Source organism: Sinorhizobium medicae (genome assembly GCF_007827695.1).
GTDB lineage: Bacteria > Pseudomonadota > Alphaproteobacteria > Rhizobiales > Rhizobiaceae > Sinorhizobium > Sinorhizobium medicae.
This window is the reverse complement of sequence record NZ_VITA01000006.1, coordinates 137,017-162,989: the sequence shown is the minus strand read 5'-3', so window position 1 is coordinate 162,989 and position 25,973 is coordinate 137,017. Positions and strand designations below refer to the sequence as shown.

General features: G+C 61.6%; 22 protein-coding genes and 2 pseudogenes. 10 read left to right on the top strand and 14 right to left on the bottom strand.

Translation table 11 applies throughout. From position 1 onward, the window contains the following. Positions 1-107: 107 nt before the first annotated feature. Positions 108-902, top strand: coding sequence for a PhyR-type response regulator RsiB1 (gene rsiB1 / locus FB009_RS12460; protein WP_018012976.1), 795 nt, complete (start codon positions 108-110; stop codon positions 900-902). Positions 903-1,076: 174 nt separating this feature from the next. On the opposite strand, the gene FB009_RS12455 is transcribed toward rsiB1, so the two are convergent. After that, positions 1,077-1,520 carry a lipocalin-like domain-containing protein gene (locus FB009_RS12455; RefSeq protein ID WP_180161757.1) on the bottom strand — a complete coding sequence of 148 codons (444 nt, stop codon included), beginning with the start codon at positions 1,518-1,520 and terminating at the stop codon, positions 1,077-1,079. 189 nt (positions 1,521-1,709) lie between these two features. After that, positions 1,710-2,029 (bottom strand): annotated as a pseudogene (locus FB009_RS12450) (MFS transporter); the annotation flags it as partial. Positions 2,030-2,124: 95 nt separating this feature from the next. Between FB009_RS12450 and FB009_RS12445 the strand changes: the two are divergent. Continuing rightward, positions 2,125-3,020, top strand: a pseudogene (locus FB009_RS12445) (LysR family transcriptional regulator). A 256-nt stretch (positions 3,021-3,276) separates the two neighbouring features. On the opposite strand, the gene FB009_RS12440 reads toward FB009_RS12445, so the two are convergent. The 9 genes from FB009_RS12440 to FB009_RS12400 form a co-directional block, all read right to left on the bottom strand. Continuing rightward, positions 3,277-4,863: an FGGY-family carbohydrate kinase gene (locus FB009_RS12440; protein WP_012066574.1), complete on the bottom strand. Its 1,587-nt coding sequence runs from the start codon at positions 4,861-4,863 to the stop codon at positions 3,277-3,279. 109 nt (positions 4,864-4,972) lie between these two features. Continuing rightward, complete coding sequence (locus FB009_RS12435; RefSeq protein ID WP_018207916.1) at positions 4,973-5,647, bottom strand: HAD family hydrolase; 675 nt, start codon at positions 5,645-5,647, stop codon at positions 4,973-4,975. Then, complete coding sequence (locus tag FB009_RS12430) at positions 5,644-7,128, bottom strand: mannitol dehydrogenase family protein (RefSeq protein ID WP_018012972.1); 1,485 nt, start codon at positions 7,126-7,128, stop codon at positions 5,644-5,646. Before FB009_RS12430 ends, FB009_RS12435 begins: the two co-directional genes overlap by 4 nt. A 28-nt stretch (positions 7,129-7,156) precedes the next feature. Continuing rightward, positions 7,157-7,930, bottom strand: a complete 774-nt coding sequence (locus tag FB009_RS12425; protein ID WP_012066577.1) for an L-iditol 2-dehydrogenase — start codon at positions 7,928-7,930, stop codon at positions 7,157-7,159. Next, the gene (locus FB009_RS12420) at positions 7,927-8,928 is read right to left on the bottom strand and encodes an ABC transporter ATP-binding protein (protein WP_012066578.1); all 1,002 of its coding nucleotides are present in this window, start codon (positions 8,926-8,928) and stop codon (positions 7,927-7,929) included. The genes FB009_RS12425 and FB009_RS12420 overlap by 4 nt, the downstream gene beginning before the upstream one ends. 47 nt (positions 8,929-8,975) lie before the next feature. After that, entirely contained in the window at positions 8,976-9,806 is an 831-nt protein-coding gene (locus tag FB009_RS12415) for a carbohydrate ABC transporter permease (RefSeq protein WP_012066579.1), read from the bottom strand. Between the two features lie 5 nt (positions 9,807-9,811). Then, complete coding sequence (locus FB009_RS12410) at positions 9,812-10,684, bottom strand: carbohydrate ABC transporter permease (protein WP_012066580.1); 873 nt, start codon at positions 10,682-10,684, stop codon at positions 9,812-9,814. Positions 10,685-10,876: 192 nt separating this feature from the next. Beyond that, on the bottom strand, positions 10,877-12,202 hold the full coding sequence (locus FB009_RS12405) for an ABC transporter substrate-binding protein (RefSeq protein WP_012066581.1): 1,326 nt from the start codon (positions 12,200-12,202) through the stop codon (positions 10,877-10,879). Positions 12,203-12,361: 159 nt separating this feature from the next. Continuing rightward, the gene (locus FB009_RS12400) at positions 12,362-13,315 is read right to left on the bottom strand and encodes a sugar-binding transcriptional regulator (RefSeq protein WP_127581654.1); all 954 of its coding nucleotides are present in this window, start codon (positions 13,313-13,315) and stop codon (positions 12,362-12,364) included. Positions 13,316-13,514: 199 nt separating this feature from the next. On the opposite strand from FB009_RS12400, the gene FB009_RS12395 reads away from it, so the two are divergent. Further along, positions 13,515-14,876, top strand: a complete 1,362-nt coding sequence (locus FB009_RS12395; protein ID WP_012066583.1) for an NAD(P)-dependent oxidoreductase — start codon at positions 13,515-13,517, stop codon at positions 14,874-14,876. Positions 14,877-14,906: 30 nt separating this feature from the next. Further along, a complete protein-coding gene (gene preA, locus FB009_RS12390; RefSeq protein ID WP_012066584.1) occupies positions 14,907-16,220 on the top strand; it encodes an NAD-dependent dihydropyrimidine dehydrogenase subunit PreA in 1,314 nt (437 codons plus the stop codon). A gap of 64 nt (positions 16,221-16,284) precedes the next feature. Here preA and FB009_RS12385 read toward each other — a convergent pair whose 3' ends face one another. Beyond that, positions 16,285-17,307 carry a zinc-dependent alcohol dehydrogenase family protein gene (locus FB009_RS12385; protein WP_024324138.1) on the bottom strand — a complete coding sequence of 341 codons (1,023 nt, stop codon included), beginning with the start codon at positions 17,305-17,307 and terminating at the stop codon, positions 16,285-16,287. 104 nt (positions 17,308-17,411) lie between these two features. Between FB009_RS12385 and FB009_RS12380 the strand changes: the two genes are divergently transcribed. Beyond that, positions 17,412-18,311 (top strand): LysR family transcriptional regulator, encoded by a 900-nt coding sequence (locus FB009_RS12380; protein WP_012066586.1) that lies wholly within the window; start codon positions 17,412-17,414, stop codon positions 18,309-18,311. A 158-nt stretch (positions 18,312-18,469) separates the two neighbouring features. Continuing rightward, complete coding sequence (locus tag FB009_RS12375; RefSeq protein ID WP_012066587.1) at positions 18,470-20,146, top strand: adenylate/guanylate cyclase domain-containing protein; 1,677 nt, start codon at positions 18,470-18,472, stop codon at positions 20,144-20,146. Between the two features lie 172 nt (positions 20,147-20,318). On the opposite strand, the gene FB009_RS12370 is transcribed toward FB009_RS12375, so the two are convergent. Beyond that, positions 20,319-20,960 carry a TetR family transcriptional regulator C-terminal domain-containing protein gene (locus FB009_RS12370; protein ID WP_012066588.1) on the bottom strand — a complete coding sequence of 214 codons (642 nt, stop codon included), beginning with the start codon at positions 20,958-20,960 and terminating at the stop codon, positions 20,319-20,321. Between the two features lie 278 nt (positions 20,961-21,238). Between FB009_RS12370 and FB009_RS12365 the strand changes: the two genes are divergently transcribed. Together FB009_RS12365 and hydA are read left to right on the top strand one after the other, a co-directional pair. Beyond that, entirely contained in the window at positions 21,239-22,489 is a 1,251-nt protein-coding gene (locus tag FB009_RS12365) for a Zn-dependent hydrolase (protein WP_012066589.1), read from the top strand. A 174-nt stretch (positions 22,490-22,663) separates the two neighbouring features. Further along, on the top strand, positions 22,664-24,118 hold the full coding sequence (gene hydA / locus FB009_RS12360) for a dihydropyrimidinase (RefSeq protein WP_012066590.1): 1,455 nt from the start codon (positions 22,664-22,666) through the stop codon (positions 24,116-24,118). A gap of 51 nt (positions 24,119-24,169) precedes the next feature. Here hydA and FB009_RS12355 read toward each other — a convergent pair whose 3' ends face one another. Next, positions 24,170-24,583 (bottom strand): cupin domain-containing protein, encoded by a 414-nt coding sequence (locus FB009_RS12355; RefSeq protein WP_127581648.1) that lies wholly within the window; start codon positions 24,581-24,583, stop codon positions 24,170-24,172. A gap of 121 nt (positions 24,584-24,704) precedes the next feature. On the opposite strand from FB009_RS12355, the gene FB009_RS12350 reads away from it, so the two are divergent. Both FB009_RS12350 and FB009_RS12345 read left to right on the top strand, forming a co-directional pair. Beyond that, positions 24,705-25,496: an ABC transporter ATP-binding protein gene (locus tag FB009_RS12350; RefSeq protein ID WP_012066592.1), complete on the top strand. Its 792-nt coding sequence runs from the start codon at positions 24,705-24,707 to the stop codon at positions 25,494-25,496. Then, positions 25,486-25,971, top strand: coding sequence for a GNAT family N-acetyltransferase (locus tag FB009_RS12345; RefSeq protein ID WP_012066593.1), 486 nt, complete (start codon positions 25,486-25,488; stop codon positions 25,969-25,971). The genes FB009_RS12350 and FB009_RS12345 overlap by 11 nt, the downstream gene beginning before the upstream one ends. Positions 25,972-25,973 lie beyond the last annotated feature (2 nt).

Sequence of the window (25,973 nt, the reverse complement as noted above, 5' to 3'; positions counted from 1 at the left end):
CCTGCTCCATAACGCCGGGAAAATTTGAAATGTTCCACAGCGGAACCTTTTTTTCGCCGGAACGTTTCCGCCACGATCCTTTTAGCCTGGATTGAGGGAGTCCTTGCATGACATTGTCCACCCGAATCGCTCCATTTCTTCCTTACCTACGCCGCTATTCCCGCGCGCTGACCGGCTCTCAGACCTCCGGAGACGCCTATGTCGCGGCCGTGCTCGAGGCGCTCATCGCCGATACCTCAATCTTTCCGGAAGCAAGCAGCGACAGGGTAGCCTTGTTCCGTCTCTTCACATCCATGTTCGGCTCGTCGTCCGTCATGGTGCCGGAGCCGGTGTCGCCCTTTGCCTGGGAGCAGCGTGCGTCGGTCAACCTCGCCGCCGTCTCGCCTCTCGCCCGTCAGGCCTTCCTGCTTGTATCGGTCGAGGGATTTACCCCACAGGAAGCCGCCGAGGTCCTCGACGTAGATGCCGCGAAACTTGCTTCCCTTCTCGACCGAGCTTCCCAGGAAATTTCGCGCCAGGTCGCCACCGATATCATGATCATCGAAGACGAACCGCTGATCGCGATCGACATCGAGCAAATGGTCGAAAGCCTCGGCCACACTGTGACGGGGATCGCCCGAACAAAAGACGAAGCCGTTGCCCTCTACGAGGCGACCAAGCCGAACATGGTACTCGCGGACATCCAACTCGCCGACGGCAGCTCGGGAATCGACGCGGTCAACGAAATCCTGCAAACGGCGGCCGTTCCGGTAATTTTCATCACCGCATTCCCCGAGCGTCTGCTGACGGGTGAACGTCCCGAGCCCACATTCCTCGTCACCAAGCCATTCAATCCGGAAATGGTGAAGGCGCTGATCAGTCAGGCATTGTTCTTCAACGAAACGACCAAGGCTGCGGCCTGAGTCGAGGGCGTAGCGTTTCCCGCTAAACAACGCTGAGGGAGAACGAAGCTAGAACAGGTCATGCTGCCCGTCGCCTCACGGACAGCATGACTGCGATCGGTGATCGGCCCATGGCAGGAACCGCCATATCATGGTTTGTCAACGATGGGCCCCGCCTTGCGGGGACGATATCCATCAAAACCGTTCGTATGTGACGCGCCAACCTTCACTGGGATCGGCTGGCAGGATAACAAGCTGATCTTCGGTTACTTGGAATTTTCGCACCAATTTCTGGCCAATGAGGTCGCGCACCAAAGACGACTCAACCGTAATGGTGAAGGTATTTTTTGCCTCATCGATCTCGACCGGACCATAATAGGCTTCATAGCCGTTCGCCGTGTAGGTGGTCGGTTTTGCGGCGGGATCCGGGTCCATTGCCTGAACCGAGAGCGAACCGCTCTGAGAGAAGATGACCTGGCCGGAGTACGGCACCTCGGCCAAACTGCCTTCCGAATTCGTGAACTGCAGGGACGTCATTCGCCATGCACCAACGATGGACGCCTTGTTGTCTTGCGCGAGGGCGGGGCCTGAAACAGCGAGGGCCAAGGCAAACATCGCGAACTGGAGCTCGGTCTTCATGTGCATCCTTCTCTTACTGGTGGGAGTGAAGTCGAATCTTCCGAAGCTTTCTGCGCTTGGGCGGCAATTAGCATAACCGCGGCGGCTAGCGCAGTTCCGGCAATACGGGGCGGTGAACGGCAGCGATGTCATGTTCACCACCTCAAACCGGCTGGCCGGTCGGTCGGAACAGGATTTCGTTGATGTCGTGGGAGCGAGGGCCGCAGCCAAACTCGAAGCGGCAGCACCGCCGTATAGAACAACACGACCGTTCTCCGATCGACCTTGGCCAAGAGGGTGTTGCCGAAAAGGCTGGTGATTACGGCAAAGAGCCCCGACACGGCAATCGCCTGTCCGGCCTGACGTTCCGTGATCGCCAGGTCCCGGGCAATCGGCGTCAGAAGGCTCACCGGCATGAACTCCAATCCGACCAGGAGAAAGGTCAGGAGCGAGAGGCAGGTGACCGCAGCCCACGGGGTCACCGCCCGTTCGGCCGAAAGGGTGTCATCCTGTGCCACTTCGATTGCCATGTTGTGCCTCCAATTCACTTCGGGACTAGATAGCCAGACTGGCCTTGGCAGACTAGAAGCTATAATCTGCATGTTGTAGTGAATGGGATTCACCAATGTCGCGCGACGAGTTCAGTGAGATGCGAGCATTCCTCGAAGTCGCTCGGGAACGGAGTTTTACGCGAGCGGCCGCCAAGTTGGGCGTCACCCGATCGGCCCTCAGTCATACGGTCAGGGCGCTGGAGGAACGGCTTGGCATCCGTCTCCTCTCCCGCACCACCCGCGACGTCGCACCCACGGCGGCCGGCGAGCGCCTTGTGGAGTGCATCGAACCTCATTTCGAGAGCATTGCCGCCGAAATCAGCGCGATCAGTGCCCTTCGGGACAAGCCCGCGGGCCACATCCGCATCGTGTGCCCCGATGACGCCATCGGCATGGTATTTCGCCCCAGATTGCCAGCGTTTCTGCGCGACTACCCGGACATCAAGGTGGAACTCATTGCCGACAACGGTTTTACGAATATCGTCGAGCGCCAGTTTGATGCCGGCGTTCGGCTTGGCGAGGCAATCGCGCGCGACATGGTGGCAGTTAGGATCGGTCCCGATGTCCGCTATGCCGTGGTCGGCTCACCCGATTATTTCGGGCGTCATTCCACGCCGAGCAGCCCCAGGAACTGACCAACCACAAGTGCATCAACCTGCGGCTGCCAACGTTGGGCGCGATATATGCCTGGGAGTTCAACAAAGACGCACACGAATTCAGCGTCCGGGTGGATGGCCAACTGACCCTGAACAATATCGAGCCGGCGCTCGATGCGGCCCTCGATGGCATAGGGTTGGCTTATGCCCCGAAAGATCTTGTCCAGCCAAACCTTGAGAGTGGTCAACTTCAGGAGGTCCTCGCGGACTGGTGCCCGACCTTCCAGGGCTATCATCTCTATTATCCCAGCCGGCGAAATCCCTCGCCTGCGTTCTCCGCTTTCGTCGAAGCCTTCCGATACCGATCTAAGTAGCTTGCCCGGAATTGAAGGGGGCAGTTCGGTAACCAGCCCCGAACGCAAGACAGCCAGTGCCGAGGGAAGGGCACTGGCTGAGCTTAGGCAACTCACTGAGGGGGATTGTGAGTTGGCAACCGGCGGTATGCCTCCGACACACATTGGGGGCGATGTGCGTCACCGTCCGGTTATCGCCAAAATGCGCGAGCCGAAAAAAGGTTCCATAGATTGTCAGAGACAATTCGCAGATAAACGGCGACCTTCGCCGATCACGTTATTCTATCGACTCCAGCTCCTCGCGATGTCGATAAAGCGCGAGGAACCGCCGATAGTCGCGATCGTAATCCCTGCGGCGCGTCGCATCGGGCAGCCGCTCCTTTCCGGCCGACGACATTGCGGGTCCGGCGCTGGCGAGATCAGGATAGAGCTTGCCGGCCACTGCCGCCGTCATTGCCGTGCCGAGCAGAACGGCATCGGGAGTCTCGGGTGCCACCACACGGCAACCGGTGACGTCGCAATAGAGCTCCATCAGCAGGGAGTTGCGGACATGCCCGCCGGTCACATGCAGCGTGTCGAGTTCGTAGCCCACTTCCTTCATCATCTCCAGGATGTGGCGAATCCCGAGTGCGATCGCTACGCATGTCCGCCAATACAGGCGGCACAGCGCATCGAAAGAAGAGTCGAGCGCCAGTCCGCTGATCACGCCGAGAGCATGCGGGTCGGCAAGGGGCGAACGATTGCCGTGAAAATCCGGGAGCACGTGAAGACGATCGGCAAAACCGGGGCCCCCATGGAGCGCCCGCAATTCCTGTACGCGCTCGATGATCTTCGCATGGGTTTCAGTCGTAGGGGGCAGCCCGCCTCCGTGCAGCCGCACAATATGATCGAGCAGCGCGCCTGTCGCCGACTGGCCGCCCTCGATGAGCCAGAGCCCGGGCAATACCGCCTCGAAATAGGGGCCCCACATGCCGAAGCCGGGCTTCATGTCCTTGGAGAAGGCGACGATGCAACTCGAGGTCCCGCCGATCAGTGCCAGCTGGCGTTCGAGCTTGGCCTTGTCGCCCGCAAAGCCGCCGAGCACGCCGAGTGCCCCGGCATAGGCGTCGATCAGCCCGGGCGCCACCCGGCATTCCGCGTCGAGCCCGAGTTCTTCCGCCGCGCTGGCATTCAGGCGTCCGACGGCACGTTCCACCGGCAGCGTCTCTTCGGGCAGGCCGCCGCGCGCGAGCAGGTCCTCAAGGCCGATCTGCTCCAGGTAATCCTGCTGCCAGCCGCGTTTCTCATGGGCGAGATAGTTCCATTTGGCAGTCAAAGTACAGCGCGAGCGGGCTGGACTTCCGGTCGCCCGCCAAGACATGTAGTCCGCCAGATCAAAGAAATAGCCTGCTTTTTCCCATTGGTGCGGAAGGTTGCGCTTCAGCCACATCAGCTTCGGCATTTCCATCTCGGGCGACATCACCTTTCCCGAATGATCGAGAACTTGATGCCTGGTCGCCGTGCAGAAATCGGCTTCTGCCAGCGCCCTGTGGTCGAGCCAGACGATCGTGTCCCAGCGCGCCTCCCCCTGACGATTGACCGAGAGCGGCGCGCCGTCACGATCGCGCACGACGAGCGAACAGGTGGCGTCGAAGCCGATCGCAGCGACGCTCTCCGCCGGCACCGCCGCCTTCTCGCGCGCCGATCTGACCGCGCCGCAGACCGCCGCCCAGATGTCCTCGGAATCGTGCTCGGCGTGGTTTTCTTCCGGGCGATTCATCGCAATCGGTTGGTCGGCTCGCGCCAGAAGCCTGCCTCGCCCGTCGAACACGCCCGCGCGGGCGCTGCCGGTTCCGATATCGACCGCCACGACATATTCGCGCATCAATGGATGCCCCCGTCCCGAAAAAAGGTGATGAATTGCCGCCGAAGAAACGGTGCGACCGGAAAACCGTCACACGTTTTTCCCGCAAGCATTCTTTCCCGCAAGTGTTCTATTGCCGCACAAACTGTATCAATTCATGCATGTCGTCAAACAGCACGTCGGGGTCAAGACTGGCAAGCACCCGCCGATGACGCTCGTTTCGCGCATGGCTGGCCCCCGCAAATGCGAAGACCCGCATGCCCGCGGCCTTTGCGGCCTCGATGCCCGCCGGGCTGTCTTCGACGACGACGCAGTCGGACGGATCGTACCCCATCTCGGCACTTGCATGCAGGAAAAGGTCGGGCGCCGGCTTGCCGCGTGACACCATGCTGGCGCTGAAAATACTTGGCTCAAAAAGATCGATGAGCCCCGTCACCGTCAGCGAAAGACGAATGCGCTCAGGCTGGCTCGACGAAGCCACACAATGGGCGGTCCCCAGCCGTTCGACCGCCTCGCGTATGCCGGCGACGGGCCTCAATTCCTCGCGAAAGCGCGCATAGAGCCGGGTCCGCATCCCCTCGAGAAAAGCCTCGTCGGTCGCAAGCCCGTGTTCTTCATGCAGGATGGCCGACATGGTCTTGAGGCTGCGGCCAAGGAAGCGCTCGCTCGCCTCCTCCGTCGTCATCGCAACGCCGGCGGCCGCCAGCGCTTCCACAAGAACCTCAAGCGAAATCGGCTCGCTGTCCACCAACACGCCATCACAATCGAAAATCACCAGCTTCGAGGTGCTCCCCGCCATCGTCATTCCCCGAGCTTTCCGTCCAGATAGACCTGGAGCGTTTGGCGCGTACCTTTTTCCCAAAGTGTTTTCAAGGCGTGGGAAAATCGGCGACGGAAAAGATCGGATTGCGCGACATCGCCGAAAATATCGGAAAGCGCGAGGAATTCCATGGGGTCGTCCTTTGCCAAAAGCGCAGCGGCATGCAGCCGGTCCGAATTTGGGTCGTTGAACAGGATCTCCCTGCCGCTGTCGGATTTTCCGGCGAGGTAGCGGCACCACAGCGCCGAGACCAGCGACAGACCGACGACGTCGTCGCCGCGGCGCAGGCGGTCCGCCGTCGATGGCAGGATGAATTTCGGCTGCCGGTTCGATCCGTCCTGCGCCAGCCGAGCAACCGTGTCACCGATCTTCGGGTTTGAAAAACGCGTTTCGATGAGCTTGTAATACTCCCTCAGATCCGTGTCCGGAACCGGCGGAATGACGGGGATGATCTCTTCATGCTCCAGTTTCTCCAGGAAAGCGCGGATCAGCGGTTCCGCCATCGCCTCATGGACGAAGTGTATGTCGAGCAATGCCGCCGGATAGGCGATGGCAGCATGGCCGCCGTTGAGAATGCGTATCTTCATGTGCTCGTACGGCGCCACATCGGGGACGAACTGCACGCCGACCTCTTCGAGCGCCGGGCGACCCTGCGGGAAGCGGTCCTCCAGCACCCATTGCTTGAACTCCTCGCAGAAGACCGGCCAGGCATCGTCGATCCCGTATTCCGACGCAACGATGCCGATCTCGCGCGTGCCGGTTGCAGGCGTGATGCGATCGACCATGCCATTGGGAAAGGCGACATTGGCGTCGATCCAATCCGCGAAGCCAGGATCCGACAGGCGCGCAAGGCCGGAAACGGCAGCGTGGGTGACTTCGCCGTTTCCGGGGATGTTGTCGCAGGACATGATCGTAAACGGCGGAATGCCCTTGGCTCTCCGTTCGGCGAGCCCGGCAAGGATAAGACCGAAGACGGTTTTCGGCGCCAGTGGGTTTCGCGCATCCTCGGCGATAGCCGGATGGGCAGGGTCGAAGACCCCGGAAGCTGGATCGATGAAATAGCCGCCTTCGGTGATGGTCAAGGAAACGATGCGGATTAAGGGGCTCGCGAGTTGCGCCACGATCGCCGGCACGTCACCCGGCTCGAGATAAGCGATCATGGCCCCCGTGACATGTGCGCCCGTCCGGTTGTTGTCCTGCTCCACCACCGTCGTCAGGAAGTCCTGCGCCTCGAGCTTGTCGCGCATGATCCTGTCCGATGGAAGGACACCCGCGCCGATAATCGCCCAATCCCGGTCGCGTCCCATGTTGAAGAGATCGTCGAGATAAACCGCCTGATGGGCGCGATGAAAGTTTCCGACGCCGAAATGAACGATGCCGGCCCTGAGATCGTGCCGGCCATAATTCGGAATGCCAGCCTTGGCCCTGACCGCATCGAGCGTGGCAAGCGAGAGTTTGGTCGTCATCCTGTTGTTCCTTTCGAGAACCCGCGTCTCAGCTCATCCAGTTGCCGCCGTCGACGTTGTAGGTCTGAGCGACAACGTAGTCGCTTTCGGACGAGGCGAGAAAGATCGCCATGCCGGTCAGGTCCTCCGCCGTTCCCATGCGCCCGTAGGGCACGGCCTCGCCGACCAGCCGCTTCTTCTCGCCGCGCGGACGGTTTTCATACCTTGCGAACAGCGCGTCGACGCCCTCCCAGTGCTCGCCGTCGACGACCCCCGGAGCGATGGCATTGACGTTGATGCGGTGCCTGATGAGATCCAGTCCGGCCGACTGCGTGAGGCTGATGACTGCCGCCTTGGTAGCGCAGTAGATAGCCACCAGAGCCTCCCCGCGCCGGCCGGCCTGGCTCGCCATGTTGATGATCTTTCCACCCCTGCCCTGCGCGATCATCTGCCTGGCGGCAGCCTGCAGCGTGAAGAGCGTTCCGGCGACATTGATCGAGAACAGCTTGTCATAGCTCTCGCGGGTTATGTCCGCGATGGGAGCCAGATCGAAGAGCGCCGCATTGTTGACGAGGATATCGAGCCCACCGGCATGTCCGACAGTCTGCGCGATCGCCGCATCGATGGCGTCCTGCCGGGTCACGTCCATTTCGACCGCATAGGCCGCCGCTCCGATTTCCGCCGCAGCCTGCCTTGCACGCTCGATATTGATATCGGCGATCGCGACCATGGCACCCTCGCGCACATAGGCCTCTGCGAAAGCGCGGCCAATTCCCCGGGCCGATCCGGTGATCAGCGCACTCTTGCCTTCGAGACGTTTCATCGAATTGCCATTCCCTTCTCGTCGAACCTGTGCAGATGCTGCGGATCCGGTGTCAGGAAAACCTGGTCGCCATGGGTGACGGCGAAATCGCCGCCGACGCGTGCCGTCAACGTGCCGATGCCGTCGGCATTCACATGCAGGAACGTGTCCGAGCCGAGATGCTCGGCCACACCGACCGTGCCTCGCCAGATGCCCTGATCGGTTGACAGGGCAATATGCTCCGGCCGAATACCGATCGTGTGAGCTCCATGGTCTGCAGCCGGCGCGCCGGATATGAAGTTCATTCTCGGCGACCCGATGAACCCGGCGACAAAGAGATTGTCCGGCCTGCGATAGAGATCGAGAGGCGAACCGACCTGTTCGATGCGACCGCGATTGAGCACGACGATCTTGTCGGCCATGGTCATGGCCTCCACCTGATCATGGGTGACGTAAACCATCGTCGTCTTCAGCTGCTGGTGAAGCTGACTGATCTCGAGCCGCATATTGACCCGGAGGGCCGCGTCGAGGTTCGATAGCGGTTCGTCGAAAAGAAAGGCTCCCGGCTGGCGGACGATCGCCCGGCCGATGGCGACGCGCTGGCGCTGACCGCCGGAGAGCTGGCGCGGTTTTCGGTCGAGATAGTCGGTAAGATTCAGAACGCGCGCCGCATCCTGAACCTTCTTGTCGATGGTCGCCTTATCCTCGCCCGCCATCTTCAGCGGGAAGGCGATGTTCGAGCGCACGCTCATATGCGGGTAAAGCGCATATGACTGGAACACCATCGAAAGGCCGCGCTTCGCCGGCGGCAGTTCCGTGGCATTTCGGCCGTCGATGACGATCTCGCCATCGCTGACGTCTTCAAGGCCGGCGATCAGCCTTAGCAGCGTCGACTTGCCGCAACCCGAGGGGCCGACGAAGACGACGAACTCGCCGTCGGTGATATCGAGATCTATCGATGGAATGACGGCGTGGGCGCCAAAGACCTTCGATACGTTCTTGAGAGTGATGCTTCCCATGGTGTTACCCTTAATTGAACCGCGCCGCCCCTATTTGACCGCCGCCCCTATTTGACCGCGCCGAAAGTGAGACCGCGTACGAGCTGTTTTTGCGAGAACCAGCCGAGAATGAGGATGGGGGCGATCGCCATCGTCGAGGCCGCCGAGAGCTTCGCATAGAAGAGTCCTTCAGGGCTCGAATAGGAGGCGATGAAGGCGGTGAGCGGTGCCGCCTTCGCAGCACTCAGGTTCAGGGTCCAGAACGCCTCGTTCCAGGCAAGGATGATGTTGAGGAGCAGCGTCGAGGCGATCCCCGGGATCGCCATCGGCGTCAGCACATAGATGATCTCCTTGGAGAGCGATGCGCCGTCCATACGCGCCGCTTCGAGGATTTCTCCCGGAATCTCCTTGAAATAGGTGTAGAGCATCCAGATGATGATCGGCAGATTGATCAGCGTCAGCACGATCACCAATCCCGTCCGTGTGTCGAGCAGGCCCCAGTTGCGGAATATCAGATACATCGGCACCAGCACGCCGACGGGCGGCATCATCTTTGTGGAGAGCATCCACATCAGCACGTCCTTGGTGCGCTTCGTCGGCGAGAATGCCATCGCCCAGGCCGAGGGGATCGCGATCAGCAGGCCCAGCAGCGTCGAGCCGAAGGAAACGATCACCGAATTCATGAAGTGCTTCAGATAGTCCGACCGGCTCTGCACCTCGGCATAGTTTTCGGTCGTCCAGTCGAAGAAGAGGAAGACCGGCGGCGAAGCAATCGCCTGGGCTTCCGTCTTGAAGCTCGTCAGGAATGTCCAGAGGATCGGGAAAAAGATGAGGATTCCGATCGTCCAGGCCACCACGGTGGTAATGAGCTTCCGCCCGGTGGAAACATTGCGTGCCATGACTATCAGGCCTCCAGCGTCTTGCCGATCATGCGCATCAGGAAGAATGCGACGATATTGGCGAGAATGACCGCGATGATCCCGCCCGCCGAGGCGCCGCCCACATCGAACTGCAGAAGAGCCTGGGCGTAGACGAGGAATGTCAGGTTCGTGCTCTGCGTACCCGGACCGCCATTGGTGGTGACGAGAATTTCGGCGAAGACCGACAGCAGAAAGATCGTCTGGATCAGGATGACCACCGTGATCGCACGGGAGAGATGCGGCAGGACGAGGTAGATGAAGCGGCTCACGGCGCCGGCACCGTCCATCTGCGCTGCCTCCTTTTGCTCCTCGTCGAGTGACTGCAATGCCGTCAGCAGAATGAGCGTGGCAAAAGGCAGCCATTGCCAGGCAACGATCAGGATGATCGAAAGCAGTGGCGCATTGGCGAGGAAATCGAAGGGCTGCAATCCCAGGAGCTTGGCAAGCCAGGCAAAGAGCCCGTTCACGGGATTCATGAACATGTTCTTCCACACCAGCGCCGCCACCGTCGGCATGATCAGGAAAGGAGCGATCACCAGGATGCGCACGATTCCCTGACCGAACATCGGCTGGTCGAGAAGAAGGGCCAGTGCGGTACCGCCCACCACGGTAATGAAGAGCACGCCGAGAACGATCGCGAGCGTGTTGAAGATCGCCTGGAAGAAGGCCGGGTCGGTCAGAAAATAGGTGTAGTTGGTGAGCCCTGCGAACTCCTCCATTCCCGGCATCAGCAGATTGTAGCGCAGCAGCGAGAAATAAAGCGTCATGGCCAGTGGCACGATCATCCAGGCCAGAAGCAGAAGCACCGAAGGCGCGATCATCAGGCGCGCAGCGGAGCGGGTGTGCAAGGTCGCCATGGCGTCCCCCGTGTGAAGTCGACGCGGTTCGGAGAAAGGCACACGCATCGCCGTTCCAAACGCGCAGCCGATTAAATCGGAAAAGTCAGAGCGGAACGCGGATCGAAGGCAGGTATGGCCCCTTTCCCCGTCCCGCTCTGGAGGTAGCCGGAGGGCAGCTGTTTCCAGCGGGAGCCCCGGCTCCTTGGGAGCTCACTTGATGTAGCCGGCCTTGGTCATTTCGCGGGTCGACAGCTGCTGTGCGCTCGCGAGTGCCTGGTCGACGCTCATCTGGCCGGCCAAAGCTGCCGAGAATACCTGCCCGACCGCCGTGCCGAGGCCCTGGAATTCCGGGATCGCCACGAACTGAACGCCGACATATGGCACCGGCTTCACCGCCGGGTTCTTCGGGTCGGCCGCATTGATCGAGTCCAGCGTCATCTTCGCGAAGGGCGCCGCCTTCTGGTATTCCGGGTTCTCATAGAGAGAGATGCGGGTGCCGGGAGGAACATTCGCCCAGCCCTCCTTCTCGGCAACCAGATTCAGATATTCCTTGCCCGTTGCCCAGGCGATGAACTTCTGCGCCGCTTCGGCCTTCTGCGTGCCCGCCGGAACCGCGAGGTTCCAGGCCCAGAGCCAGTTGCCGCGCTTTCCGAGGCCGGTATCGGGAGCGAGCGCGAAACCAACCTTGTCGGCGACAGTCGACTCCTTCGGATTTGTGACGAAGGAGGCGGCGACGGTCGCGTCGATCCACATCCCGCACTTGCCGGTCTGGAACAGCGACAGGTTTTCGTTGAAGCCGTTGGACGAGGCACCGGGGGGGCCGGCGTCATTCATCAGCTTGACGTAGAAGTCGAGAGCGTTCTTCCACTCCGGCTGATCGAATTGCGGCTTCCAGTTCTCATCGAACCAGCGGGCGCCAAAGGCGTTTGCCGTGGCCGTCAGGAAGGCCATGTTCTCGCCCCATCCAGCCTTTCCGCGAAGGCAGATGCCGTAGATCTCGTTGCTCTTGTCGGTGATCTTGCGAGCCGCTTCGGCAACGAATTCCCAGGTCGGCGCATCGGGCATGGTGAGACCCGCCTTCTCGAACAGGTCCTTGCGATACATGACCATCGAGCTTTCGCCGTAGAAGGGCGCGGCATAAAGCTTGCCATCGATGGTCAGGCCGCTGCGGATCGCCGGCAGAAGGTCGTCTACGTCGTATTCGGGGCCGAGATTGTCCAGAGGCAGGAGCCAGCCCTGTTTCGCCCAGATCGGCACTTCATAGGTGCCGATCGTCATGATGTCGTACTGACCGCCCTTGGTCGCAATGTCCGTCGTGACGCGCTGGCGCAGGACGTTTTCCTCAAGAGTGACCCACTCGAGTTGGATGTCCGGGTTCTTCGACGTGAAATCGTCCGTCAGCTTCTGCATCCGGATCATGTCGCCATTGTTCACGGTGGCAATGGTCAGGGTCTCCGCTTGGGCCCAGCCCGCGTGAGTCAAGCCGGCCAGTGCGGCTGCCGAGCACGTGCCCAGCAGGAAAGTTCTCAAGTTCATCGACTTCCTCCCAGAAGAAATGAGCATTTGCCTCGCTCGTGAGCAATTACTCACCGAATGACCCTAAATGTCAATCCGCAATTTTCACCCCGATGCGGGGCAACGGCTAAGAAGGTGTTTTAGCTATGCATTTTTTAAGGGAGACCGGAAAAGGCAGGCTCAGACTCGGAGCAGATAATCGGCCGTAGCCTCGTCGGTGACGAGACCGTTGATGATCCTGCCTTGGAGTGCGGCGCGCAAGGCCCCGTATTTGCGCCTGCCTTTGGCGATGCCGATGACCGAGGCGCGGTCGCGCGGCGGCAGGGGAACGGAGGCGACACGCTCATTGATGCTGTCTTGAAGAAGCACGCCTTCGTGGTCGAACATCCAGCCGCAGATTTCGCCGGCAGCGCCCGCGGCCATCAACCTGTTCATCTCGTCGCGCGCCAGGAAACCATCTTCGCAAAGCGGCGCGTCGAGCCCGAGTTCGCCGACGCCCACGAAGGCGGCGTCAGCCTCGGCGCCGAGCTCCAGGGCGATTTGCACCAGGCTCTGCTTGTGCAGGACCTTCCGTTCTTCCGGTGAGGAGACGAGAACGGGCAAAGGCATCGGGAAGTGCCGTGCCTTGATCGTGTCCGCCATGCTGAAGATGACGTTATAATAGGCTGCGGAGCCGTCGAGCCGGATGTTGCCGGTAAGGGAAACGATGCGGTGCTGGGGGCATTCCATCGAAGGCAGTTGATCGATCGTCGCCTTCAGCGTCCGGCCCGTGCCGATCGCCAGCACCACCGGGTCGGTCGATTTCAGCCAGCGCTCGATTTCCGCCGCTGCCGCCTCGGCGATGCCGACGGTCGACGATTGGGAACCGGGGTCGCTCGGTACGACGTCGACATGTCTGAGGTCGTATTTCTCCTTAAGACGCGCAGCCATTTCCAGGCAGGCGGCGATCGGATGGTCCAGACGTACCTTGATCAGCCGCTCGGCCATGGCAAGCGAGACGAGCCGTTGCGCCGATTGTCGCGAAATCCCCATGACAGACGCTATCTCGTCCTGCGTCCGGCCGGCGACGTAATAGAGCCAGCCCGCACGGGCCGCATCGTCGAGCCTGTTGTTGCCTTCCGCCTTGCGTGCCATCGACCGCCTCCCTTCCCCTTGATTTGCTGCCACCATTTCCGGTGCGCTGTCAAACGGGAGGTGCAATCGGGCTTAAATACCTTCGGCAAGGTCGGATTTTCCCGGGCTTTGCGCCCACCGGGAAGAAACTTTTACCGTTTGATAAAAAAATAAAGCGTGTTACCGTTCCTTCATCCTGAGAAAACATTGGGAGCCAAAAATGGGAACGACTCAATCTGGGATTCTCGGCGGGCGCTTGCCGCTTGCCGAATACGAAGCCAATTTTTCCGACCTTCACGCGCCTCTCGACAGGCATGAGGCGCTGGTCGCCGCGGATCGCTGTTACTTCTGTCATGACGCGCCCTGCATGACGGCCTGTCCCACCGCCATAGACATCCCCCTCTTCATCCGGCAGATCGCGACCGGTAATCCCATCGGCTCGGCCAAGACGATCTTCGATCAGAACATACTTGGTGGAATGTGCGCCCGCGTCTGTCCCACCGAAACGCTCTGCGAAGAAGCCTGCGTGCGCAACACGGCAGAGGAGCGGCCGGTCGAAATCGGCCGTCTGCAGCGCTATGCTTCCGACATCGCGATGACGGAAAACAAACAGTTCTACACGCGATCCGCCCGCACCGGCCGCCGGGTCGCGGTCGTTGGCGCCGGACCCGCGGGGCTCGCCTGCGCGCACCGGCTGGCCGTGAAGGGCCATGACGTGGTGATCTACGATGCGCGCGAAAAGGCCGGTGGCCTGAACGAATACGGCATTGCCGCCTATAAGGCGGTCGACGATTTCGCCCAGAAGGAAGTCGACTATGTGCTTTCGATCGGCGGCATCGAGGTCAGTCACGGCAAAGCGCTCGGCCGCGACTTCTCTCTTGCCGACCTGGCAGGCGAATTCGACGCTGTCTTTCTCGGCCTCGGCCTCGCAGGGGTAAACGCACTTCGCATTGAAGGCGAGAACGCCGAAGGCGTAGAGGATGCCGTCGATTTCATCGCAGCACTTCGCCAGTCGAAGACAAAGGCCGACATTCCGGTCGGCCGGCGCGTCGTGGTGCTCGGCGGCGGCATGACTGCGATCGATGCCGCCGTGCAGGCAAAGCTGCTCGGCGCAGAGGAGGTGACGATCTGCTATCGCCGCGGCAAGGAGCATATGAACGCCTCCGGATTCGAGCAGGACCTCGCGGCGTCCAAGGGCGTCACCATCCGTCACTGGCTGCAGCCGAAGCGTATTGCGGTCAAGGACGGCAGGGTCGCCGGCATCGAACTCGACTACACCACGCTCGATAACGGGAAGCTGACGACGACCGGGGAGACCGGCATCCTCGCCGCCGATCAGATCTTCAAGGCCATCGGTCAGACCTTCGAGGCCTCCGCCCTCGGCGCGCTTCGGATGAAAAGCGGCCGCATCGTCGTCGATGCCGAAGGACGCACGTCGCTGGAGAAGGTCTGGGCCGGCGGCGACTGCGTGCTCGGCGGCGAGGATCTCACCGTTTCCGCCGTTGCGATGGGACGCGATGCGGCCGGATCGATCGACCGGGCTTTCGCCGCGGCTCAACCGCTGGCGAGTGCCGTTGCCTGAGCGCGTAAATGGATCGAGAGGACGAGAACAATGGCTGATCTTCGCAACAATTTCGTCGGCATCAAATCCCCCAACCCATTCTGGCTCGCCTCGGCGCCGCCGACGGACAAAGCCTATAATGTCGAGCGCGCCTTCAAGGCGGGCTGGGGCGGAGTCGTCTGGAAGACGCTCGGCGAAGAGGGACCGCCGGTGGTCAACGTCAACGGGCCGCGCTACGGCGCGATCTGGGGCGCCGACCGGCGGCTGCTGGGCTTGAACAATATCGAGCTTATCACCGATCGCGATCTCTATGTGAACCTGCGCGAAATGAAGCAGGTGAAGATGAACTGGCCGGATCGGGCATTGATCGCTTCGATCATGGTGCCTTGCGAGGAGAATGCCTGGAAGGCGATCCTGCCCCTGGTCGAGGAGACGGGCGCAGACGGTATCGAACTCAATTTCGGCTGTCCGCACGGCATGTCCGAGCGCGGCATGGGCTCGGCTGTCGGCCAGGTGCCTGAGTATATCGAGATGGTCGTGCGCTGGTGCAAGCAATATACGCGCATGCCCGTCATCACCAAGCTGACGCCCAATATCACCGACATCCGCAAGCCAGCCCGCGCTGCCAGGGCCGGCGGCACCGATGCGGTGTCGCTGATCAACACGATCAATTCGATCACCGGGGTCAATCTCGACACCTTCTCGCCGGAGCCCTCGATCGATGGCCGCGGCAGCCATGGCGGTTATTGCGGTCCGGCCGTTAAGCCGATCGCGCTCAACATGGTCGCCGAGATCGCCCGTGATACGGAGACCCACGGCTTGCCGATTTCGGGCATTGGCGGCGTGACCACCTGGCGGGATGCGGCCGAATTCATGGCGCTCGGCGCCGGCAATGTGCAGGTCTGCACGGCGGCGATGACCTATGGCTTCAAGATCGTCCAGGAGATGATTACCGGACTTTCCGACTGGATGGACGCCAAGGGACATCGCACGCTGGACGACATCAGTGGCCGCGCCGTCCCCAACGTCACGGATTGGCAGTATCTCAACCTCAACTACATCACCAAGGCGAAGATCGATCAGGACGCCTGCATCAAATGCGGCCGCTGTCACATCGCCTGCGAGGACACGTCGCATCAGGCCATCACCCAGTTGGTCAACGGCGTTCGCCATTTCGAGGTGATCGAGGAGGAATGCGTCGGCTGCAACCTCTGCGTCAATGTCTGTCCGGTCGACAACTGCATTACCATGGAAACGTTGCCTGCCGGCACGCTCGACCGGCGCACGGGTAAACCGGTCGACCCGAACTACGCCAACTGGACGACCCATCCCAACAACCCGATGGCCCGCCAGGCCGCCGAGTGAAAGCCTGTTCAAGCCAAGGGGAAGGCCGCCGGCATCGCCGGCGGCCTTTTCCCTTGCCGTCGTCTCAGAACTCTATCACCACCTTGCCGAAGGGGCCGTGGTCGAGATGTGCGAGAGCCTCCGGAAACTCTGCGAATTTGTAGCGTTTGTCTATAACGGGCTTCAGCCGCAAGCGTTCGACAGCGCCCACCAGATCTTCGAGTGCCCTGCGATGGCCGACGCTGATGCCCTGCACGACCGGCGACTTCAGAAGCAATGGCCCAACAGGGCCGGAAACCTCGAAGCCTTCGAGCACGCCGATCACCGAAATGCGCCCGTCCGGCGCGACAGCCCTCAGCGACTGACCGAGCCCTGCACCGCCGGCGATCTCCAAAATGTGATCCGCGCCATGGTCCGCGGTGAGCTGATATAGGCGCTCCACCCAATCCTCGCTTGAACGGTTGATGCCGTGATCGGCTCCAAGGGACAGTGCCCGTTCGAGCTTTTCCGCGCTGCTCGAGGTGATGATGACTTCGGCACCGGTTGCCTTGGCGATCTGCAGGCCGAAAAGCGCAACTCCGCCTGTCCCCTGCACCAGGACACGGTCTCCGGCTCTCAAGTGCCCTCTTTCGACAAGAGCAAACCAGGCGGTAAGCCCGGCGCATGGCAGGGTGCTCGCCTCCGCGGCATCAAGGCTTTTGGGAGCCGCCACGAACCAGTCTTCCGGAAAGGCAACATATTCCGACATGACGCCGGGAAAAGCGCCGCCAAGCGTCGCATAGGCAGGCGTCCTGCCGTTGCCCGGCCTTAAACCATCGATCCAACCGGGAGAGAAGGTAGAGATCACGCGATCGCCTGGCTGGAAACGCGTGACGCTCTTGCCGACCGCTTCGACCACTCCGCTCATGTCGGAGGCCGGCACGAAGGGAAAAGCGAGATCAAGCCCCATGCCGGTCTCGAGTACCAGCTTGTCGCGATAGTTGAGCGACACGGCGAGCGTCCGCACGAGGACATCGTGCTCGCCGACCTCCGGCAGCGGCCGTTCAGCAAGCTTGAGATCGTGCGGACCCACCGCCGCCGTGCTCCATTCCTGCATCCATTTCGACATGCTCGTTCCTTTCCATCTGTTTCGGTCGGGCGAGCATAGTGTTGAATTTGCCTCTCCAGTTGCGGTATGATTTCCCATCATTGGTTCCTCAAAGGACGCAATCCATGGAACGCTTCACAGGCATTTCGGTCTTCGTCGAGGTCGCCGACGCCGGCGGCTTTTCCGCTGCCGCCGCGCGACTCAATCTTACGCGGTCGGCCGTGGGCAAGACGGTTTCCAGGCTCGAACAGAGGCTCGGTGTGCGTCTTTTTAATCGCACCACACGGACTCAGAACCTCACTGAAGAAGGGCAGCTTTTCTACGAGAGCTGCCAGAAGGCGCTCGGTGAAATAAAAACGGCCGAGAGCCTCCTCGAGTCCGGGAGGCGCGAAATACGCGGTCGTCTTCGCATCTCGATGCCGGTCCTCTTCGGACGCCAATGCGTGGCGCCATTGCTTCGCGACCTGCTGCAGGCGCATCCGCATCTGGAGTTCGATCTCTCCTTCAACGACCGCGTCATCGACCTCCTCGACGAAGGTTTCGATCTCGCCGTCCGCAACGCCCCGCTCGGCAACGGCGCCGGCCTCATGATGCGCACGGTCGCGGAACAGCGCATGACGGTCTGCGCCTCGCCGGCCTATCTCGAAGCGCGCGGCATGCCAAAAAAGGTGGCGGAACTCGCCGCACATGAGGGGGTCGTCTATTGCCGCGGAGGCGAACCGCGATCCTGGACCTTTCCCGCCGAGGGGAAGGCGGCGGAAGCCGTATTGCCGCAGGCACGGCTGAGACTCGACGATCTCGCAGCAATCGCCGATGCCGCCGCTGCGGGCTTCGGCCTTGCATGGCTGCCTTGCTGGCTCGTGCGCGAGCGCGTGCAGAAAGGCGAGCTCGTCCGCGTGCTGACCGACCGGCCCGGATTGATTTTCAAGGCCCATGCAGTCTGGCCGCAAACGCAACACGTCCTGCCTAAACTGCGGGTGGTGATCGATAAACTGGCCAATGCGCTGCCGCGCATCATGGAGTAGGTCCCTGCATGGGCATGTGCATGTGCAGCGCGTTCCGCACAAGTCACGGAAACGAAACAGTTTGTACAAAAAACGTAAGTTGCCGGCACCAGTGATCTGGTTGATAAGGAAGATACCGAAGCGGGCCGCTCCGCGGTCGCCAGAGCCAGGCAAATTATTTGACGATACTCTCCGCCAGCACGCGCAAGAAGATGCACCTGATCTCCGGGGCTGTGCTCGGCATATTCGTGCTCTGTCACTTCTCAAATCATGCGCTTGGACTCGTCTCGATCGGCGCGATGGAAGTGGGGCGGCGGATTTTTACCTCAGTCTGGCACAGCGTACCGGGTACCGTCGTGCTTTACGGAGCGCTGCTCCTGCATTTCCTTATGGCGCTCGACAGCCTCTATAGGCGGCAGACATTCAGAATGCCTGCCGGAGAAGCCCTGAAGATCGTCTTTGGCCTGAGCCTGCCGTTTCTGCTCGTCCCTCACGTGGTCGCCACCCGCGTGGAGCCGCTCCTTACGGGCATTTACCCGGATTATGCTGGAATTCTGCGAACCCTGTGGTCAAGCTCGATCAACGCCTCCCGGCAGTCGCTGGCGCTGATCGTCGTCTGGGGCCATGCCTGTCTTGGCGCCTGGTTCTGGATGCGCGGCCGCGCATGGTTTCCGCGATATGAGACCCTGCTCTATACCGTCGCGCTTCTGGTGCCGATCTTTGCGCTTCTCGGCTTCGTGAACGGCGCGCGTTCGCTCGAGCGGGACTATGCCGAACATGGAGGTTACGGCGACCGTGCCTATGCCGGCGCGTCGCAGGAAAGGGCCGATCCCGCTGTGCTCGAAAGCATCCGGCTCGCATTTTACGGCGGCTTCGCAGCCCTCATCGGCGCAACGCTGGCGCTGCGCGCCATGCCTGCGCGTGGCCGCATCCGCATCCGTTATCCGGACGGGCGGGTCGCTGCCGTCAGCCTCGGCTTCAGCGTGCTCGAGGCGAGCCGGGCAGCCGGCATTCCGCATGTTTCGGTCTGCGGCGGACGCGGCCGCTGCTCGACCTGCCGCGTCCGGATCACCCAGGGGCTCGAGAATCAGCCCGCACCTGAAGCAGCGGAGCTCGCGACGCTGACCCGCATCGGCGCGCCCGAAAACATACGCCTCGCCTGTCAGTTCCGGCCCGTTCACAATGTGAGCGTCGTACCGATCCTCAATACCGATAGTATTGGGGTCAAGACGCAGATCGCCCGCCAGAATGCCGGCGGCCGCGAGCGCCGCGTGGCGGTGCTCTTTTGCGACCTGCGCGACTTCACCCGAATTGCCGAGCACAGGCTGCCCTACGACACCGTCTTCCTGCTCAACCGCTACTTCGAAGTCGTCGGCGAAGCCGTCGAAGGTTCGGGCGGCGTAATCGACAAGTTCATCGGCGACGGGGCACTCGCGATCTTTGGTCTGAAGACCCCCTTGCCGGAAGCCTGCCGGCAGGCACTTTCGGCCGCTGCCCGATTGTCGCAGGGCATCCGCGCGCTGAACCAGACATTCGAAGGGGAGCTCGACCAGCCACTGAGGCTCGCCATCGGCCTGCATGCGGGCCCGGCGATCATCGGCGAAATGGGATACGGTCAGGCAACGTCGCTCACCGCCGTCGGCGACACCATCAACACCGCGAGCCGCCTGGAAGGCCTTGCAAAAGAGCACGACGCCGAGCTTGCGGTTTCCGCCGAACTGGTCCAGCGCGCCGGTCTTGCCTTTGAAGGCCATAGACGCCTAGAAATCAGTCTGCGCGGCCGCCAGGCGACGCTGGAAACCTGGATAGTGGGTGACGCGTCACAGCTCTCGCTTTCGCTACCGTCACCGAGCTGACCGGCCTCTCATCCGCCTGCCGGCACCTTCTCGCCGCAAGCGGGGCAAAGGGATATGCCGCGCCGTCCAACTCCCTCTACAGAGATGAAGGCCGTCCGCGAGTCCCTTCTCCCCGTCGAAAAACAAGAAGAAGGCGGTGGCAGCCGGATGAGGGGCGAATCCCCGAGCGAAGCTACTCACGCACCTGCAACCCACCGACGAACAGTTCCTCCAGAAAGCGCGCCGCATCCTCAAAGCGCCCCTCGCCGTCATTTTCCTGGCCCAGCACGGCGCGCACCTGAACGTCGAAATCGGCGTAATGCTGGGTCGTCGACCAAATAGCGAAGATCAGGTGATAAGGATCGCACTTCGCGATCTTGCCGGCCTTCGCCCAACTGCGGATGACTTCGGCCTTCTCGTCCACAAGTTGCTTGAGTGGTCCCTTGAGCTCGTCCACGATATGCGGAGCGCCCTGCAGGACCTCATTGGCGAACAACCGGCTTTCGCGCGGAAAGTCCCGCGCCATCTCAAGTTTTCGCCTGATATAACTGCGTATTTCGGCTACCGGATTGCCTTCCGCATCGAACGCGCGCAAAGGGTCAAGCCAGGTGTCGAGGACGCGGTCGATCAGCGACCGGTGCATCGCCTCTTTGGTGCGGAAATAATAGAGCAGATTCGGCTTCGACATGCCCGCCACCTCGGCGATCTGATCGACGGTCGCACCGCGAAAGCCGTTTGCGGAAAACACCTCCAGCGCCGCCTCGAGAATCTGCTCCTCCTTCTCCTCCTGGATTCGCGTGCGCCTCTGGGTTCTAGCCGCTCTCGGAAGTACCATTTCGTCCCCTGTCCACACCCCCGACGCATGACGTCCGGCGCAATTTGCCCAAAATACGGACCCGCCGGTTTTTTAAGCAACAACTCCTGTTTTTTATTTTTCCCGCTTGAGTGCTGCCACGGAAGTTGTAATGTTTACCAACCGGTCAAATTATCAGGCAGATTGCTGACAAAGGCAACGCCCGATCGAAGGGCATACAAACAAGCTCGCGATTTGGCCGAAGGGAACAAGAGGGCTATCCCCCGGGGAGGGACCGGCCGGCAAAAGAGGAGAACGCCATGGCAGCACCTGGCGAGAATAGGCGCGTCAATGCCGATCGCCTGTGGGATTCGTTGATGGAAATGGCGAAGATCGGCCCCGGCGTTGCCGGCGGCAATAACCGCCAGACCTTGACGGATGCGGACGGTGAAGGCCGCCGGCTTTTCCAGTCCTGGTGCGAAAAGGCGGGGCTCTCCATGGGTGTCGACAAGATGGGCACCATGTACATGACCCGCCCGGGTACCGATTCGGATGCGCTGCCCGTCCATATCGGCTCTCACCTCGACACGCAGCCGACGGGCGGCAAGTTCGACGGTGTGCTCGGCGTTCTGAGCGGTCTCGAAGTCGTACGCACGATGGACGACCTCGGGATCAGGACGAAGCACCCGGTCGTCGTGACCAACTGGACCAACGAGGAAGGCGCCCGCTTCGCGCCTGCCATGCTCGCCTCCGGCGTCTTTGCCGGCGTCCACACGCTTGATTACGCCTATGCCCGAAAGGACCCGGAAGGGAAGAGCTTCGGCGACGAATTGAAGCGCATCGGCTGGTCCGGCGACGAAGAGGTGGGCGCGCGCAAGATGCACGCCTATTTCGAATACCACATCGAACAAGGCCCGATTCTCGAGGCCGAGAACAGGCAGATCGGCGTCGTCACACACTGCCAGGGCCTCTGGTGGCTGGAGTTCACGCTGACGGGCAAGGAGGCGCATACGGGCTCGACGCCGATGGAGATGCGCGTCAATGCGGGCCTTGCCATGGCGCGCATTCTCGAAATGGTTCAGACCGTCGCGATGGAAAACCAGCCGGGCGCTGTCGGCGGTGTCGGCCAGATGTTCTTTTCGCCAAATTCCCGCAACGTGCTGCCCGGCAAAGTGGTGTTCACGGTCGATATCCGCTCGCCCGACCAGACCAAGCTCGACCGCATGCGGGCCCGGATCGAAGCCGAAGCGCCCAAAATCTGCGAGCGGCTCGGGGTTGGCTGTTCGATCGAGGCGGTCGGGCACTTCGATCCCGTCACCTTCGATCCGAAGCTGGTCGAAACCGTGCGCGGCGCCGCCGAGAAGCTCGGCTACAGCCACATGAACCTCGTCTCGGGCGCGGGCCACGATGCCTGCTGGGCCGCGAAGGTCGCGCCGACCACCATGATCATGTGCCCCTGCGTCGATGGGCTCAGTCATAACGAGGCGGAGGACATCTCCAAGGATTGGGCGGCCGCCGGCGCGGACGTCCTCTTTCATGCCGTCCTCGAGACGGCGGAAGTCGTGGAATGAGTTTTGCGGGCGGAACGGTGGTTCCGCCCTTTTTACTGCATGCTCCTTTGATCGTAACCGGCCAATGGACAAAGCATGCAGCAATTCAAAGGATGCAGCGCCTTTGCACGTCTGAGACATGCGGCGCTGCAGGCGGCTCAGCCGCCGAAAGCATCATCCAGAGGAACATAATCCATGAGCACTGTCATAAAGGGTGGAACCATCGTTACGGCCGACCTGACCTACAGGGCCGACGTGAAGATCGAGGGCGGCAGGATCGTCGGGATCGGGCCGAACCTATCGGCTGCCGAGACACTGGACGCTACCGGCTGCTACGTCATGCCGGGCGGCATCGATCCGCACACCCATCTCGAAATGCCCTTCATGGGCACCTATTCCTCGGACGATTTCGAAAGCGGGACGCGGGCAGCGCTTGCCGGCGGCACGACGATGGTCGTCGACTTCGCCCTCCCCTCGCCCGGTCAGTCGCTGCTCGAAGCGCTCACGATGTGGGACAACAAGTCGACGCGCGCCAATTGCGACTATTCCTTCCACATGGCGATCACCTGGTGGAGCGAGCAGGTCTTCAACGAGATGGAGTCCGTCGTCAAAGAGAAGGGCATCAACACCTTCAAGCACTTCATGGCTTATAAAGGCGCTCTGATGGTGGACGATGACGAGATGTTTTCCTCATTCCAGCGCTGCGCGGCACTTGGCGCCCTGCCGCTGGTTCACGCCGAGAACGGCGACGTGGTTGCGCAGTTGCAGGCGAAGCTGCTGGCGGAAGGAAATTCCGGTCCCGAGGCGCATGCCTATTCGCGGCCGGCAGAAGTCGAGGGCGAGGCCACCAACCGGGCGATCATGATCGCCGACATGGCCGGCTGTCCCGTCTACATCGTGCACACCTCCTGCGAACAGTCGCATGAGGCCATCCGGCGCGCCCGCGCCAAGGGCATGCGCGTCTTCGGCGAGCCCTTGATCCAGCACCTGACCCTCGACGAGACGGAGTATTTCGACAAGGACTGGGACCACGCCGCACGTCGGGTGATGTCACCGCCCTTCCGCAACAAGCTGCATCAGGACAGCCTCTGGGCGGGCCTCGCCTCCGGTTCGCTGCAGGTGGTCGCGACCGATCATTGCGCCTTCACGACCGAGCAGAAACGCTTCGGCGTCGGCGATTTCACCAGGATCCCGAACGGCACCGGCGGCCTGGAGGATCGCATGCCGATGCTCTGGACCCATGGCGTCGCGACTGGCCGCATCACCATGAACGAATTCGTGGCGGTCACCTCGACCAACATCGCCAAGATCCTCAACATCTATCCGAAGAAGGGTGCAATCCTCGTCGGCGCCGATGCCGACATCGTCGTGTGGGACCCGAAGCGGTCGAAGACGATCTCTGCGAAGACGCAGCAATCGGCGATCGACTACAACGTCTTCGAAGGCAAGACCGTTACCGGTCTTCCGCGCTTCACGCTGTCGCGTGGCGTGGTTTCTATCGAGGAGGGTTCGGTCAAGACACAGGAAGGCCACGGCGAATTCGTGCGGCGCGACCCCTTCCCCGCTGTCAGCACCGCGCTTTCGACCTGGAAGGAAGTGACGGCACCTCGCGCAGTACAGCGCAGCGGCATCCCCGCAAGCGGCGTCTGAACCGAGATGCCGCACCCCTATGCCATCAGACAAAAATACGTCGGCGACCCGTCAGGCGGACACCAGCTCGTCAAGTTCCGGCAACAGCACGACGCTCTCGCGCCCGTTCGGATCCGTCCGGGCGATCACCGCCGTGCAGGGGGCGTCCGAGAGGTTCGCCGGCAGGTGCGGCACGCCGGCGGGGATGTAGAGCATATCTCCGGCCTTCACGATCACTTGCTCCTGGAGCTGCTCGCCGAACCAGGTGTGCGCCTCTCCGGACAGCACATAAATCGCGGTCTCATGGGCCTCGTGGAGATGCGCCCTGGCGCGCGCACCGGGCGGCATGGTCACGAGATGCATGCAGATGCCGGTGGAGCCGACCGTTTCCGCGGCGATCCCCTCGAAGTAGTCGAGCCCCTGCTTGCCGGCGAAGGCAACCCCGGGGCGAACCACGCGACAGTCAGGATTGGGTGATCGAGACATGACCGTTCTCCAGAATACGCTGAAAAACCCGCAAGAGGCGCCATTGCCGGCAAATCCGCGATTGCATGTTGCGGGTCCGGATAGCAGTCTGCCACAGACGCGCCACAATGAGAATCCGCCCATGACATCCAATTCCGCCTCCGTGGTCTCGGCCCGGAACCTCGGCCTGACATTCGAGACCAGTGACGGTCCGGTCAATGCTCTGACCGGCGTCGACCTCGACGTGGCCAAGGGCGACTTCGTCTCCTTCATCGGCCCGTCCGGCTGCGGCAAGACGACGTTTCTGCGCGTCATCGCCGATCTGGAAAAGCCGACCGCCGGCAGCATAACGGTCAACGGCATGACGCCGGAGGAAGCGCGCCGGAGGCGCGCCTATGGCTATGTCTTTCAGGCGGCCGCTCTTTATCCGTGGCGGACCATCGAAAACAACATCGCACTACCCCTTGAGATCATGGGCTATTCGAGAGAGGACCGAAAAGCACGGATCGAGCGGACGCTCGAGCTCGTCAATCTCTCAGGCTTCGGGAAGAAATATCCCTGGCAGCTTTCCGGCGGTATGCAGCAGCGCGCGTCGATCGCCCGGGCACTCGCCTTCGATGCCGATCTCCTGCTGATGGACGAGCCTTTCGGGGCGCTTGACGAAATCGTCCGCGACCACCTGAACGAACAGCTCCTGAAGCTTTGGGCGCGTACCAACAAGACCATCTGTTTCGTCACGCACTCCATTCCCGAGGCGGTCTACCTCTCGACCAGGATCATCGTCATGAGCCCCCGCCCGGGACGCGTCACTGACGTGATCGAATCGACGCTTCCGAGGGAACGCCCACTCGGCATCCGCGAAACGCCGGAGTTCCTGGAAATCGCGCATCGGGTTCGCGAAGGCTTGAGAGCGGGGCACAGCTATGAGGAATAGCGACGCTGGACAGGTGCACTGTCGCGTTGCCGTCCCGGCCGATATGGCGGCATGCGCGGCCATTCTCAATCGCTGGATAGACGCGACGCCATGGATGCCCCGCGTCCATCCTGAGGATGATGTGGAGCGGCATTATCGGGAAAGCGTCTTTGAGAGCGGTCCGGTCATCGTCGCCGACTGTCGAGGCGAAATCGCGGGATTTCTCGCTCTGTCTGGCGGCGGCCATGTGACTGCTCTCTATCTGGACGAACGTTACAGAGGTCTTGGGATCGGCGCCGCTCTGATCCGCGAAGCCAAAAGGCGCGCAGAAACCGGGCTCGAGCTTTGGACGTTCGAAAACAATCGCGACGCTCAGCGCTTCTATGAACGCGAGGGTTTCGTCCCGGTGCGCAGGACCGATGGCGACAATGAAGAGGGGCTGCCGGATATTCTCTATCGATGGCGCGCCGACCCCTTGCGCGAAAGGGAGGCGTGATC

What these genes read in the sequence shown, in the direction of transcription:
- FB009_RS12400 (WP_127581654.1), bottom strand. Translation starts at nt 13,315, where the DNA reads ATGGCACGCAAGGCGGAAGGCAACAACAGGCTCGACGATGCGGCCCGT.
- FB009_RS12405 (WP_012066581.1), bottom strand. Translation starts at nt 12,202, where the DNA reads ATGAACTTGAGAACTTTCCTGCTGGGCACGTGCTCGGCAGCCGCACTG.
- FB009_RS12435 (WP_018207916.1), bottom strand. Translation starts at nt 5,647, where the DNA reads ATGACGATGGCGGGGAGCACCTCGAAGCTGGTGATTTTCGATTGTGAT.
- FB009_RS12395 (WP_012066583.1), top strand. Translation starts at nt 13,515, where the DNA reads ATGGGAACGACTCAATCTGGGATTCTCGGCGGGCGCTTGCCGCTTGCC.
- FB009_RS12410 (WP_012066580.1), bottom strand. Translation starts at nt 10,684, where the DNA reads ATGGCGACCTTGCACACCCGCTCCGCTGCGCGCCTGATGATCGCGCCT.
- preA (WP_012066584.1), top strand. Translation starts at nt 14,907, where the DNA reads ATGGCTGATCTTCGCAACAATTTCGTCGGCATCAAATCCCCCAACCCA.
- rsiB1 (WP_018012976.1), top strand. Translation starts at nt 108, where the DNA reads ATGACATTGTCCACCCGAATCGCTCCATTTCTTCCTTACCTACGCCGC.
- FB009_RS12365 (WP_012066589.1), top strand. Translation starts at nt 21,239, where the DNA reads ATGGCAGCACCTGGCGAGAATAGGCGCGTCAATGCCGATCGCCTGTGG.
- FB009_RS12430 (WP_018012972.1), bottom strand. Translation starts at nt 7,128, where the DNA reads ATGACGACCAAACTCTCGCTTGCCACGCTCGATGCGGTCAGGGCCAAG.
- hydA (WP_012066590.1), top strand. Translation starts at nt 22,664, where the DNA reads ATGAGCACTGTCATAAAGGGTGGAACCATCGTTACGGCCGACCTGACC.
- FB009_RS12370 (WP_012066588.1), bottom strand. Translation starts at nt 20,960, where the DNA reads ATGGTACTTCCGAGAGCGGCTAGAACCCAGAGGCGCACGCGAATCCAG.
- FB009_RS12380 (WP_012066586.1), top strand. Translation starts at nt 17,412, where the DNA reads ATGGAACGCTTCACAGGCATTTCGGTCTTCGTCGAGGTCGCCGACGCC.
- FB009_RS12345 (WP_012066593.1), top strand. Translation starts at nt 25,486, where the DNA reads ATGAGGAATAGCGACGCTGGACAGGTGCACTGTCGCGTTGCCGTCCCG.
- FB009_RS12415 (WP_012066579.1), bottom strand. Translation starts at nt 9,806, where the DNA reads ATGGCACGCAATGTTTCCACCGGGCGGAAGCTCATTACCACCGTGGTG.
- FB009_RS12355 (WP_127581648.1), bottom strand. Translation starts at nt 24,583, where the DNA reads ATGTCTCGATCACCCAATCCTGACTGTCGCGTGGTTCGCCCCGGGGTT.
- FB009_RS12425 (WP_012066577.1), bottom strand. Translation starts at nt 7,930, where the DNA reads ATGAAACGTCTCGAAGGCAAGAGTGCGCTGATCACCGGATCGGCCCGG.
- FB009_RS12385 (WP_024324138.1), bottom strand. Translation starts at nt 17,307, where the DNA reads ATGTCGAAATGGATGCAGGAATGGAGCACGGCGGCGGTGGGTCCGCAC.
- FB009_RS12455 (WP_180161757.1), bottom strand. Translation starts at nt 1,520, where the DNA reads ATGAAGACCGAGCTCCAGTTCGCGATGTTTGCCTTGGCCCTCGCTGTT.
- FB009_RS12350 (WP_012066592.1), top strand. Translation starts at nt 24,705, where the DNA reads ATGACATCCAATTCCGCCTCCGTGGTCTCGGCCCGGAACCTCGGCCTG.
- FB009_RS12440 (WP_012066574.1), bottom strand. Translation starts at nt 4,863, where the DNA reads ATGCGCGAATATGTCGTGGCGGTCGATATCGGAACCGGCAGCGCCCGC.
- FB009_RS12420 (WP_012066578.1), bottom strand. Translation starts at nt 8,928, where the DNA reads ATGGGAAGCATCACTCTCAAGAACGTATCGAAGGTCTTTGGCGCCCAC.